Below are 12,462 nucleotides of genomic sequence, written 5' to 3'. Positions count from 1 at the left end.
GACCGCGCATATCGCACGGGCAACTCGACACCCGCCAGGACACCCCGCCCGACGCGTTTCGCGTGTGACCACGGCTGACGGCAGGTCTCCTGGCTCGCGGGTCGCCGCCCTCGCACCGTCTTCCCGGGCCTGGGCCCAGTGACGTGGTGGTGAAGGGCTCGCCGCTTACAGTTGCGGGGGCAGCCGCGGCCTCGGGGCGAGCCCCTCACCGCGTTCCCTTTTGATCCCCGAGGGGAACCGTCACCGTCGAGCTTGGCTGTGTGAGGTTGTTCCGTCAACCCTGTGGATATTTACGCGGGGCGATGGCGGCCAGCGCGGTTGCGGATTCGCGGAGAAAGACGAAGATGACAGCTCGATATCTCAGCATTCGAGTTCTTAAGATGTTAACTGGCGGCACTGAATAGGCGAACTTTTTCCTTAAATCATTTTAAAAATATAATAAGCCGGCAATATTTAAGGCCGTAATATTGTATCGATCTCGAAATCAAAGTTGACACGATCCAGAATCGCTTGTTAACCGACTCGCCTTCCATCGTCCGAGGGAATAATCGAATTCCTCTCGGGTGAACGATTGCTGAAAAATTATAAACACCACAATCGTCTGGAAGATGTCGGGCTTTGGTGCGATTTTCCCTGCCCGTCAAAGAGTGCGGACTGCAGTTTGGCTCTTCAAAGAACAAAGTAGCACAATAAATCGGGTTCGATTTGCAAATACCTCGTCTCTGGATCAAGCACCGAGAAGGCCCAGCCGCGAGATTTTGGAAAACGACCGCGAAATGATGAGCGGATTGAGGTCCGGTATTGATGTAATAAAAGACCGCAATGGGGGATTACAATGGACGATGGATACAGATTAGCAAGGCCATTTCATCCAGGCGGCTTCGTCCGCCGCAAGATTTTGGAGCCACGCAACCTGAGCATTATGGGCGCCGCTTGCATCCTGGGTGTCCCACGGCAGACCCTCTCCGATTTCCTGAGTGAGAAGCAGAGCCTGTCGGCCGAAATGGCCCTCAAGATCGAGAAGACGTTCGGGTTCAGCATGGACGCCTTGATGGACATGCAGACGCGGTTCGATGTTGCCGCTGCCCGGGAGCGCGACCGAACCGTCCAGATCCAGCTCGCAGCCAAGTCCGGATCACAGCCAGGCAAGGTTCGGCCTGCGGTCGGTCAGCGTCGCTCGGCGGCATAGGGCTTCGTGACAGCATCGCTGTCCGCTGGACTGATGAAAGAGAAAAACGCTCTTTCATCAGTCTGATCTTATTGCCCGGTTAGTCCATCCCGCGTGGCGTCAGCGCCGGCTCAGGGGCGTAATACGGAAAGATGCTTACGATCGCACGGCTCGAGCGAGACCTTGGGATGAACGGCGAAGCGCCGAATCGAACCTTCGAATCACACCCCCGCACGTGTCGGGATCTTGGCTGATCCAGCATTGCCGGCGTCGCAGCAGCTCCAAACGCGCCAGATTCCGGGGCGGTCCAGCAACCGAGCGGCCATTTGGGCCGCTATCTCGACGCCGCAGCCGTTGCCCCATCGGCGAAGCCGATCGAGACGCTGCGGTCACCGCCGCCCGGATGGAGCCATCCATCGGCATCGCGGGCTCCGCGCGAAGGACGATCGCAAGCCGCTCGGCCGATCGACACGCTGCGAGGTGGTCACCGGCGCGGCTCATCGCTTCGGTCTGCTCCGGCGCGGCATGCGGATGTCAGGGGCGATGGCGGGCAAGAGAGAAATCGCTCGTGTAATCTGCAAACAGCGTGGCAGCGTCCGGTGTTCGCGGGAACGGCGTGCGCTGGGCTGAGTCTCAAGCCCGCTCGGACGCGGAAACGGGAATGGGAAAGCTGTCGTGCAGGGCCTCTCTCGCGGAAGCCTTGTGCCCGTCGCAGGTCGTTCTTGTGCAGAGGTCTGAAGTCCAGTGCGACCGACCTCGTCGCCGCCGCGTATCGGCCGTGTCCGGAAACCCCGAGTTGTCCCCGGCCCGTCCGCCTTTGCCGCTGCGCGCGGGCGATGCTACAGCCGGGCAATCCCATCGGTCCGGACGTCCGCGACGCCGCGGCCCATGCGCCCGGACGCTCCGTCCGAAGCGGAGACGGGGCCCGGCGGAATCATGACGACACGACCACCCCCACGCGGCGGCCCGAAGGGGCGCAGGCCACAGCCTGGCAAGCCCTCGTTCGACGGACGCGCCCGCACCGGTCCGCGCACCAGCGCCCGCGACGCTGCCGAGCGGGCGGCGCGGAACCGCGGCGACGATGCTGGCGCCCGCGACCCCTGGACCGCGCAGGGCGCCGCCCAGCCTGCCGCCTCCGCGAAGCCGAAGCCGCGCGTCGCCCCGGGCGGCCCACCGGGCTGTAGCGGGGCTGCACCCGCACGCGGCAAGGTCCCGGCCAAACCGGCGGCCCATCCGGTCGCGAAGCCCGCGGTGAAGCGGCCGGAGCCCCCTGCCCCGCCCGCCGGCCCGACCCGGCGCGAGCAGCGCGCCGCCGCCTCCGCGACCCTCGCCTCCGGCGTGCAGACCCTGACGGTCGAGGCGGACGAGGCGGGCATGCGCATCGACCGCTTCCTCACCGCCCGCTTCCCGCTCCTGCCCTTCACCCGGGTGCAGAGCATCGTCCGCAAGGGCGAATTGCGGGTGGACGGCAAGCGCGCCAAGCCCAACGACCGGCTGGAGCCGGGCATGAACGTGCGCGTGCCGCCGCTGCGCCTCGACCAGCCCTCGGAGCGCCCGCGCAACGCCGCGCGCGAGCAGGACGATGCCGAGTTCCTGCGTTCGCTGATCCTCTACGAGGACGCGGACATGATGGTGCTGAACAAGCCGTTCGGCCTCGCGGTCCAGGGCGGTTCGGGCACGGTCCGCCACGTCGACGGGCTGCTCGCGGCGCTCACCGGGCCGGACGGCCAGAAACCGCGTCTCGTCCACCGCCTCGACAAGGACACGGCCGGCTGCCTCATCGTCGCCAAGACCCGCCTGGCGGCCGCGACGCTGGCCAAGAGCTTCCGCTCGCGCGCGGCGCGTAAGATCTACTGGGCGCTCACCGCCGGCGTGCCGCGGGTGCGCCAGGGGCGCGTCTCGACCTACCTCGCCAAGGACGAGCCGACCGATGCCGACGCGCGCATGCGCGTGGCCAAGCACGGCGACGAGGGCGCGAGCCACGCGCTGACCTACTACGCGATGGTGGATCAGGCTGCGCAGAAGCTGTCCTGGCTGTCGTTCAAGCCGGTCACCGGCCGCACGCACCAGCTGCGCGCCCACGCCGCCCATATCGGCCACCCGATCGTCGGTGACCCGAAATACTTCTCCGTGGAGAACTGGGAGCTGCCCGGCGGCATCCAGAACCGCCTGCACCTGCTCGCCCGCCGGATCGTCATCCCGCACCCGCGCACCGGCAAGCCCGTGGACGTGAGCGCGCCGCTGCCGCCGCACATGGCCCAGAGCTGGAACCTCCTGGGCTTCGAGGCCTCGCGTTACGACCCGATCGTGGAGGCGCCGGAATCCTGAGTGCCCGAGCGGCGCCCGGCGCCGGGCCTTACGCTGCGGCAGATGGCATCGGCAGCGTCGCGCCCCGCGACGCATACCGCATCGGAGGCGCGCTATCCTCGGTGGAGCGACTCCACGATCCGCGGGCCTCGCGTCCGGCATGCCTTGGCAATCGGTCGCTGTGCCTCATATGCTGCCCCGCGCCCCGCCGATCCGTCGCGGGGCTCATTTCCGGCGGTTCGAGACCCTGACGCATGAAGCTCGCGATGCTGGCCTGCCTCGCCGCCCTGTGCCTCGTCGCGCCGACCGCGCACGCGGCGCCGGGCGAGGCGGCCAAGCCCATGGTGCCGGCCAACGCGCCCCCGCCGACCGACGCGCCGCAGCCGGCGGCGACGCCCGTCCAGGCCACGCCCCCGGCGCAGGCAGCCCCGCGCCCGGCCTCGAGTGCCCGGGCCGAGCGCCGCCGGCGATCCTACGCGGCCTGCAATCGCGCCTCGCACCAACGCGGCCTGCGCGGCGGCAAGCGCCGCCGATTCCTGATCCGCTGCAGACTCGGCTACGAGCGCACGCGCGGCCAGCCGGCGCAGCCGAACGCCCCTGGCCAGCCGGCGCAACCGGGCCGGAAGCCGTGACCGGCCGCGGCGCGCCCGGCGTCCCGGGGCTACGGCCGGCCCGCCGCGGACGATGAAGCTCATCGTCTTCGACGTCGACGGTACCCTGGTCGACAGCCAGCACCTGATCGTCGCGGCCCAGGGGCTGGCGTTCGCCGAGAACGGCCTGCCGGCCCCGGGCCGGCGCGAAGCCCTCTCGGTGGTGGGGCTGTCGCTGCCGCAGGCGTTCCGCCGCCTCGTCGGCGAGGACGGGCCGATCGCGGAACTCTCGGAGAGCTACAAGCAGGCCTACAACCGCCTGCGCCTCGATCCCGCCTACGAGGAGCCCCTGTTTCCCGGGATGGCCGACCTCCTGGCGAGGCTCCATGCCCGGGAGGACGTGCTGATCGGCCTCGCCACCGGCAAGTCCAGGCGCGGCGTCGACCGGCTGATCGCGCATCACGGCTGGACGGATTGGTTCGCAACCACGCAGAGCGCGGACGACGCGCCGTCCAAGCCCGACCCGACCATGCTGCTGCAGGCGATGGACGAGGCCGGCTGCCCCCCCGACGCCACCGTGATGGTCGGCGACACGACCTTCGACATCGCCATGGGCGTGTCGGCCGGCGCCGTTTCCGTGGGGGTCGCCTGGGGCTACCACCCGCCCGGCGCCCTGTACGGGGCCGGGGCCGTCACGGTGGTCTCGAGCGCCGGCGCGCTGGAGGGCCTGTTCTCGGGCGGCGCGGACGCATCCGCCTGACACCCGGGGCCGTGCGCGATCGCGCTGCGAGCGTGCACGGCTCCAGCGCCGTGATGTGACGCGCCCGCCTGTGCCGAACCGGTCTCCACGTCGGCGGCGCGTACTCCGAGAGGCTCGCGCGCGAGCCCGGAAGCCCCTATCTCGGATCCATGAGCGACGTGACGACAGACTGGCTCGGCGAACCGGGCGGCGACGAACGGCCCGACCCGGTGCGGGCGGCCCGCGGCCATTCCAAGCCCGCCCTTCCCCGGCGGTTTTACGAGGCGGCCAGCTTCTCCGAGGACGCGGGCGGCTTCCGGCTGACCCTCGACGGCCGGCCGGCCAACACGCCGGCCCGCAACCCGCTGCGGCTGCCGACGCGGGCCCTGGCCGAGAAGATCGCGGCCGAGTGGGCTGCCCAGGACACGGTGATCGATCCGGCCGGGATGCCGCTGACCCGGCTCGCCAACACCGCCATCGACGGCGTCGCGCCTCGGCACGCCGCCGTCGTGGCCGATCTCTGCGCCTATGCCGGCACCGACCTCCTCGCTTATCGGGCGGGCGAGCCGGACCGGCTGGTGGCGGCGCAGGCCGCCGCCTGGGATCCGATCCTCGATTGGGCGCGGGACGCGTTCGGCGCCCGTGTGATCCTCAGCGAGGGCGTGATGCATGTCGAGCAGCCGTTCGACACCGTGCGGGCGCTTTCCGGAGCGGTGGCGGCGGTCGAGGACCCGTTCCGGCTCGCCGGCCTGCACACGCTCACCACCCTCACCGGCTCGCTGCTGATCGCCCTCGCGGTGCTGCGGGGCCGCCTCACCCCGGCGCAGGCCTGGGAAGCGGCCCATGTGGACGAAACCTATCAGGCCGCAATCTGGGGCCGCGACGCCGAGGCCGAGGCCCGGATCGAGGCGCGCCGCGCGGAATTCGAGGCCGCGGCCGATCTCATCGCCAGCGTCTGAGCCGGTCGGCGCAGCCCGTTCGGGGCGGGCCGGCGGCACAGATGCACGGGCGCGACAGGCCCGGACTCGATTCCGCGACGCATCACAGCCGGCCGACATCCGGCGGAGATCGACGCAAGGGTCCAGTATTCCGGTGTTCGGACCGGCGATGAACGCCGATCCCCGTCATTCGGGCCGCTTCGAAGTCGGGCTCGCCACCCACATCGCGCGTGAACAGACTTCTGACGACGAGGGCATGCGCTAGGCGCTTCCGGCTCTGGAGCGCCGGGCCTTGGTCGGGGGCGCTCCGGACCCGACCCTGCGGAAGATCGCGGAAGCCCGGTCCCGGTCGGGACCCTGCGCGACGCGATGCGGCCCTCGCGGATCGCGCCCCGGCGGGCCCTGCTGTGGAGGCGGAACCGGGGCCGGCCGGCGCGGCGGCGCGCCCTGCCCTGCGGAGGCCGATCTCGACCGGGTCTGAGGCTCCGCCGGGTCAGGGGGCCGGTTCGGCCAGGGCGGTCCGCACCTGCGCCTCCAGGGAGGCCGGCTTGGCCGTGGGCGCGAAGCGGCCGATGACCCGGCCGTTCCGGCCGACGAGGAACTTGGTGAAGTTCCACTTGACCGCCCGGGTGCCGAACAGGCCCGAGCAGGCTCGTTTCAGATGGTCGAAGAGCGGCTCGGCCCCGGATCCGTTCACCGCGACCTTGCCGAGTACGGGGAAACTGACGTCGTAGGTCAGGGTGCAGAAGCGGGCGATCTCCGCGGCATCTCCTGGCTCCTGCGCGCCGAACTGATTGCAGGGAAAGCCCAGGACCGTGAGACCCGCAGCCCGGTGGCGGCGCCAGAGTGCCTCCAGCCCCTCGTATTGCGGGGTGAAGCCGCAGCGTGAAGCCGTGTTGACGATGAGCAGCACCTCGCCGCGATGCCGGGCCAGCGCGTAGGGGCTCCCGTCCGCCGCGGTAACGGTGAAGTCGTGGACCGTCATCATGCCCGAACAGTCAGGCAAACCGGCGGTCTCCGCAAGATCCCGAAACGTGCCGCATGCGGCTCTAGGCGGCCGGGACCTTCTGCACGTCGAAACTCGGACCCTGCGGGGTCATCCGGTCGCGCGCGACGATCCGCTCGTCCGGCCCGACCACCCCGAGGCTGACGTCGCGGTCGGGCAGGACCACCGTGGTGGTCTTGTTGACGTGCACGAGCACGTGGCGCCGCAGCGGCACCGAGGCCGCCGCCCAGCGCTTGAGCTGCCCGTAATAGGGCTCCCGGCGCCAGACATTCGCCTGGCCGGGATCGACCTGCACGTTCATGTTGCGCGAGACCGGGTCCAGGGTGAGCACCATCTTGGCGCGGTCCGGCTTCCATTCCGGCCCGAGCCAGGCTTCCGTCATCCACAGGCAGTGGAACGCCCGGCAATGATCGGGTCGGCTGCCGTGGATCGCGCAGCCCTGGCCGGCCTTCGTGTGGCGGCACCACTGGCCCGCGACGCTCGCGACGGCCGGCACGTCGTAGACCTTGCAGCAGAGGGTGCAGGCGCCGCAGACGCGCCCGGGGGCGGGGTGGGCGACGATGGCTTCGGGATTGAGCATGGATCGGGCGTCGCGTCGGGCAGTCGCGTGGGGCACTTGTACGTAGGTCATGCGTCCGGCAGCGGCCGTGCGCCGGTCCACGGGACTACCTGCACGGGCATCGGGTCGGTAGTGTGGCGGCGGACCTTTTGGGATGAGGACGGTGCGAACGATGCTCTCGAATCTCGCGACCCGCGACGTCGAAACACTGCTTCACCCCTACACCAACCTGTCGACGCACCGGCACACCGGCCCGCTGGTGCTGGAGCGCGGCGCGGGTGTGCACGTCTACGACACGGAGGGCCGCCCGTATATCGAGGGCATGTCCGGGCTGTGGTGCACGGCGTTGGGCTACTCGAACGCGGAACTCGTCGAGGCGGCCCAGGCCCAGATGGGCCGCCTGCCGTTCACCCACCTGTTCTCCGGCCGCAGCCACGATCCCGCGATCGAACTCGCCGAGACCCTGAAGGAGCTGATGCCGGTCCCGACCTCGAAGATCTTCTTCACCTCGTCGGGGTCCGAGGCCAACGACACCCAGGTGAAGCTCACCTGGTACTACAACAACGCCCTCGGGCGCCGGAATAAGAAGAAGATCATCGCCCGGCAGAAGGGCTATCACGGCGTCACGGTGGCGAGCGCCTCGTTGACCGGCCTCGCGGCGAACCACGCCGACTGGGACCTGCCGCTGCCGGGCTTCCTGCACGTTTCCTGCCCCCACCACTACCGGGGCGCCGAGTCGGGGGAGACCGAGGAGGCCTATTCGGCGCGGCTCGCCGCCGAGCTTAAGGCGACGATCCTGCGCGAGGGGCCCGAGACCGTGGCCGCCTTCATCGCCGAGCCGGTGATGGGGGCGGGCGGGGCGATCGTGCCGCCGCGGGGCTACTTCGCGGCCATCCAGCCGGTGCTGGCGCAATACGAGGTCCGGCTCATCGCCGACGAGGTGATCTGCGGCTTCGGCCGGCTCGGCACTTGGTTCGGCAGCGAGGCCCTGGGGATCCGACCCGACTCGATCTCCTTCGCCAAGGCCCTGACCTCGGCCTACATGCCGCTGGGCGGCGTGAGCATTGACGAACCGCTCTACGAGGCCCTGGTCGGCCAGAGCGAGAAGATCGGCACCTTCGGCCACGGAACCACCTATTCCGGCCATCCGGTGGCCTGCGCGGTGGCACTGAAGGCGATCGAGATCTACCGGCGCGACCGGGTGATCGAGGGCGCGGCCGAGAAGGCGCCGCACTTCCAGCGCCGGCTCGCGGCGCTGGCCGACCACGCCATCGTCGGCGAGGCCGGGGGTATCGGGCTGATCGGCGGCCTGGAGATCGTCGCCGACAAGGGGTCCAAGCGCCAGTACGACCCGAAGGCGGGGGTGGGTGCGCGCTGCGTCGCCTTCGCGCAGGGTGAAGGGCTGATCGTGCGCGCGCTGGCCGGCGACCGCGTCGCCGTCTGCCCGCCGCTGATCATCACGCCCGACGAGATCGACGCGCTGTTCGACCGCCTGGGCCGGGCCCTCGACCGCACCCGCGACTGGATCCGCGCCGAGGGGCTGGAGCCGATGCCGGGCTGATACCGCTGCCCGGCGCAGGGCGGTCACACCGCGCCGCGCTGCGCCTCCACCTGCGCGGTCGCCTGGATCCCCGTCGGGGTCAGCGGCGTGATCCGCAGGGTCGTGATCCGGTTCTTGGCCTTCCGGATCACCTGGAAGCGGAAGCCGTGGAAATTGAAGGCCGTCCCCTGGTCGGGGATGGTCCGGGCCTCGTGGATGACGAGGCCCGCGATGGTGGTGGCCTCGTCGTCGGGCAGCTTCCAGTCCATCGCCCGGTTGAGGTCGCGGATCGGCACGCCGCCGTCGACATTGACCGAGCCGTCGCCCTGAGGGCGAACCCCGGAGACGGTGACGTCGTGCTCGTCGGCGATCTCGCCGACGATCTCCTCCAGGATGTCCTCCAGGGTCACGAGGCCCATCACCTCGCCGTATTCGTCGACCACGAGCGCGAAGTGGGTCTTCTTGGTGAGGAAGGCCTTGAGCTGGGCGCGCAGCGCGGTCGTTCCCGGCACGAACCACGTCTCCAGGGCCAGCGCCTCGACCTTGAGCCCCGAGGCATCGCCGCCCGCGGCGTCGAGCGCCCGGAGCAGGTCCTTGGCGTGGAGCACGCCGACGATGTTCTCGGGCGTGCCGCGCCACAGGGGCATCCGGGTGTAGGGTGAGGCCAGCACCGCCCGGACGATGTCCTCGGAAGCCTGGTCGGCGTCGATCGCCCGCATCTTGGTGCGATGGACCATCACGTCGGAGACCGTCAGGTTCGACAGGTCGAGGAGGCCGCCGAGCATGTCGCGCTCGGCCTTGGCGACCCCGCCCTCCCGGTGCATCAGCGCCACCTGCCCGCGCAGCTCCTCCGCGGCGCTGAGGAAGGACTGGTTCTCGCCGATGGTGATCCCGAACGGCTTCAGCATCAACCGCACGAGGTGCTCGATGGCGATCGCCGCCGGCCCCATGATCGCCACCGCGAAGGCCACCGGCCGGGCCGTGAGCAGCGCCGCCTTGTCGGGCTTGGAGATGGCCAGCGTCTTCGGCAGCACCTCGGCGAAGACGATGACCAGCACCGACATCCCCACCGTCGCGTAGATCACGCCGCTCTTGCCGAACAGGGCAGTGAGCACGCTGGTGGTAAAGGCTGAGGCGCCGATCGCCACGATGTTGTAGCCGATCAGCATCGCGCCGATGAAGCGCTCGCGGATCGCCAGGATGCGGTTGACGATCGCCGCCCGCGGGTCGCCCGCCTGTTCGAGGGCGTGCATCCGCGCCCGCGAGGCGGCCGTGAAGGCGGTCTCCGCCCCCGCGAAGAAGGCCGAGAGCAGCAGCGAGATCACCACGATGCTCGCGGCGAACCACAGGTCGATATGGGTTTCCATCGGGTCCGTCAGGCGCGCCTCACACGGCGGTTCGGGCGCCCATATAGCGTCTCCCGGGGCTTATTGCCCGCCGATTGAACGCACCGTCCACGTCGCCCAATAGACCGGCCGCCCGTAGAGGCTCGACGTGTCCCGGCCGGAGGCGGTCGGAGCGAGGCGGTCGAGCCAGGTCAGGAGGCCGGCCTTGCCCGGATAGATCGCGGGGGTCTCCAGGTTGCCCTGGGGGTCCGTCATCCAGAAATGCGCGCTCCGGTCGTAGCGGCCGCTGCCGTCTCCGCCTGAGCGCAGCCCGAGATAGGCCGGCGAGCGGCCCGCCTCCACCGGATCGGCGTAGAGCTTGAGCGCGCCGATCCCGTCGAGGGTCATGTCGGATGTGTATTGCAGGCAGATATCGGCCACGGGGCCACCGGGGGCGTTGGCCGGCCGCTGGCAGGTGTAGGACACCGCCCAGCGCTGCATGCCTTTGGCGCGCGCCACCCGCACCAGGCTCCCCGGCGGCAGCGGCCCGGCGAGCCGGCGCGGCGCGGACCACACCTTCGGCGCCGAGAGGTCCTGCGACGTGCGCAGGTAGAGCGCGGTGCGGCGCTTCTCGGGCGCGAGGCCGCAATCCTCGGGCAGCACGTCCGTGTAGACGTAGTGGTAGGTCCGATCGACGATGCTGATCGAGCCGGAGAGCCCGTGAGTCTCGAAGGCCGGCGCCGTGCAGGCCGAGGCGATCGGCTTGCCCGCCTCGTCGATCACCGCCGCTGGATTGGGCGGGGTGCCGCGCCCGCGGTCGGCGTCGGGCGCGAACGGCGTCCAGGTGAGCCCGTAGCCGTCCGGGGTGCGCGTGCGGATCTCGAAGGTCTGGAAGTCGAGGGTCCGGGCTTCGATCTGCACCCGGCGCCGGACGTCGGCCGGTCCCTCCGCGGGATCGTCCCGCCCGCGCCGCTTGCGACCCTTCGTGTCCTCGTCCTGATCCCCGGACACGCCCACCCGCTCCTGCCCGAGCAGGAAGACATAGCTGTAGGCCTCCCCGGCCCAGTCGCGGCCGGAGACCGCGACCGGGTCGCGCGGTCCGATGCCCTCGGCGGCGGGCGTCGGCTCCGACCAGCCGCGCTTGTGCGCGCGCTCCTCCGGGAGGTCGACCCAGAAACGGTCTGCCGAGGGCGGCAACGTCGTGGCCAGCGCCTCCGGGCTGCGGCCGGTGCGCAGCGAGCCGCCGTCGCGGCTGTCGGTCGCGCGCCGCTCCGGGCAGGGCTCGTCCCGGTGGCGCGCCGCGACCGGGGTCTGCCCCTGGAAGATCGCTTGGAGCGGACCGGGCGCCTCGGCACGGGCCAGCCGCAGGATCTGGACGCCGCGGACGAAGGCGCAGGGCGCCGGGGCGATCAGCACGCCCTCGGCCTCTGTGCCGTCCCGGCAGATCTCCAGACTCCCGCCGCCGGTGACGAAGCAGCTCGGCGCGCTGCCCTCGTAGCTCGCTGCGCGAGCCTGGACGGGACCCGGCGCCGACGCGATCAGGCCCCCGATCGCGGATGCCGCCAGGAGCGTCCCGCGACGCGCCGCCGGGCGCCGAAACTCTGGCCGAAACTTGGGCCGGGGCTTGGGATCGACGATATCGGCAGGCGTCGCCCCGGCACTCTTCGATGAATTCACGTCGATCGCCGATGTTGATCCGGTTGTCGGAAAATCCTCGCAGCCTCTATCCCACCGTCATGAGACCGGGAAGTGGTGCGGACCACCCATCCCCGGGTCCGCCGCCCGGCGAAGCGAACCCGGTGCCCGCTCGCCCGTTGTCGCGGCTTGAGGGCCGCAACGCCCGACCCTGTGAGCGTCCGGAGAACAGCCCATGGATATCGCCGTCGAAACCGTCACCGACATCGTCCTGCGGCTGCGCGCCATCGAGGTGAAGGAGGGCAACACCGATCCCGATTCCGGCTCCAACCCGATCGACGACGGGTCCACCGACGTCCTCGTTTCGGGCACCGACGACGCCACCGAATCCGAGGTCCGCGGCGTGATCTCCGGTCTCGACGACGATTCCCGCGCCGAGCTGCTGGCGCTGCTCTATATCGGGCGCGGCGACATGGAGCCGGAGGAGTGGGGCGAGGCGGTGCGGTTTGCCCGCGAGCGCGAGGTCGCCGGCGAGGGCGCCCTGCGGGAATTGCTGCGGACGCCGGATGCGGGCGACCTCCTGGAGGAGGGCCTCGACGCGATGGGGCTCAGCCCCGAACTTCCGCAGGCGTGAGCACCCGACCGGAGATCGGCG

Annotated in this window: 11 protein-coding genes, 1 pseudogene and 1 riboswitch; of the genes and pseudogenes, 7 read left to right on the top strand and 5 right to left on the bottom strand. The window is 70.3% G+C overall.

The features are described from left to right. Positions 1-61 precede the first annotated feature (61 nt). Positions 62-257, bottom strand: a riboswitch (cobalamin riboswitch). Positions 258-835: 578 nt separating this feature from the next. Continuing rightward, positions 836-1,189: a HigA family addiction module antitoxin gene (locus tag Q8W67_RS11230; protein ID WP_305545249.1), complete on the top strand. Its 354-nt coding sequence runs from the start codon at positions 836-838 to the stop codon at positions 1,187-1,189. A 200-nt stretch (positions 1,190-1,389) separates the two neighbouring features. Here the strand turns inward: Q8W67_RS11230 and Q8W67_RS26810 are convergent. Further along, positions 1,390-1,521 (bottom strand): annotated as a pseudogene (locus tag Q8W67_RS26810) (hypothetical protein); the annotation flags it as partial. A gap of 583 nt (positions 1,522-2,104) precedes the next feature. Here Q8W67_RS26810 and Q8W67_RS11225 point away from each other — a divergent pair. From Q8W67_RS11225 to Q8W67_RS11210, 4 genes are all read left to right on the top strand, one after another. Continuing rightward, the gene (locus tag Q8W67_RS11225) at positions 2,105-3,496 is read left to right on the top strand and encodes an RluA family pseudouridine synthase (protein ID WP_305545246.1); all 1,392 of its coding nucleotides are present in this window, start codon (positions 2,105-2,107) and stop codon (positions 3,494-3,496) included. A 233-nt stretch (positions 3,497-3,729) separates the two neighbouring features. Further along, on the top strand, positions 3,730-4,107 hold the full coding sequence (locus tag Q8W67_RS11220) for a hypothetical protein (RefSeq protein WP_305545243.1): 378 nt from the start codon (positions 3,730-3,732) through the stop codon (positions 4,105-4,107). Between the two features lie 52 nt (positions 4,108-4,159). Then, positions 4,160-4,825: an HAD-IA family hydrolase gene (locus Q8W67_RS11215; protein ID WP_305545239.1), complete on the top strand. Its 666-nt coding sequence runs from the start codon at positions 4,160-4,162 to the stop codon at positions 4,823-4,825. 149 nt (positions 4,826-4,974) lie between these two features. After that, the gene (locus tag Q8W67_RS11210; RefSeq protein ID WP_305545236.1) at positions 4,975-5,763 is read left to right on the top strand and encodes an ATP12 family chaperone protein; all 789 of its coding nucleotides are present in this window, start codon (positions 4,975-4,977) and stop codon (positions 5,761-5,763) included. Between the two features lie 472 nt (positions 5,764-6,235). On the opposite strand, the gene Q8W67_RS11205 is transcribed toward Q8W67_RS11210, so the two are convergent. Both Q8W67_RS11205 and Q8W67_RS11200 read right to left on the bottom strand, forming a co-directional pair. Next, on the bottom strand, positions 6,236-6,730 hold the full coding sequence (locus Q8W67_RS11205) for a glutathione peroxidase (protein ID WP_305545518.1): 495 nt from the start codon (positions 6,728-6,730) through the stop codon (positions 6,236-6,238). A 61-nt stretch (positions 6,731-6,791) separates the two neighbouring features. Next, entirely contained in the window at positions 6,792-7,328 is a 537-nt protein-coding gene (locus Q8W67_RS11200; RefSeq protein WP_305545233.1) for a hypothetical protein, read from the bottom strand. Positions 7,329-7,479: 151 nt separating this feature from the next. On the opposite strand from Q8W67_RS11200, the gene Q8W67_RS11195 reads away from it, so the two are divergent. Then, complete coding sequence (locus Q8W67_RS11195) at positions 7,480-8,868, top strand: aminotransferase (protein WP_305545230.1); 1,389 nt, start codon at positions 7,480-7,482, stop codon at positions 8,866-8,868. A 23-nt stretch (positions 8,869-8,891) separates the two neighbouring features. Here the strand turns inward: Q8W67_RS11195 and Q8W67_RS11190 are convergent, their stop codons facing one another. After that, positions 8,892-10,214, bottom strand: coding sequence for an HlyC/CorC family transporter (locus tag Q8W67_RS11190; protein WP_305545226.1), 1,323 nt, complete (start codon positions 10,212-10,214; stop codon positions 8,892-8,894). A gap of 60 nt (positions 10,215-10,274) precedes the next feature. After that, the gene (locus Q8W67_RS11185) at positions 10,275-11,738 is read right to left on the bottom strand and encodes a hypothetical protein (protein ID WP_370693861.1); all 1,464 of its coding nucleotides are present in this window, start codon (positions 11,736-11,738) and stop codon (positions 10,275-10,277) included. A 304-nt stretch (positions 11,739-12,042) separates the two neighbouring features. On the opposite strand from Q8W67_RS11185, the gene Q8W67_RS11180 reads away from it, so the two are divergent. Further along, entirely contained in the window at positions 12,043-12,441 is a 399-nt protein-coding gene (locus tag Q8W67_RS11180; RefSeq protein WP_305545223.1) for a DUF3775 domain-containing protein, read from the top strand. Positions 12,442-12,462 lie beyond the last annotated feature (21 nt).

The sequence above is a fragment of the Methylobacterium sp. NEAU K genome, from assembly GCF_030700285.1.
Lineage (GTDB): Bacteria > Pseudomonadota > Alphaproteobacteria > Rhizobiales > Beijerinckiaceae > Methylobacterium.
Note: the sequence above shows the minus strand (reverse complement) of the source record. Positions and strands in the feature narration are given on the sequence as shown.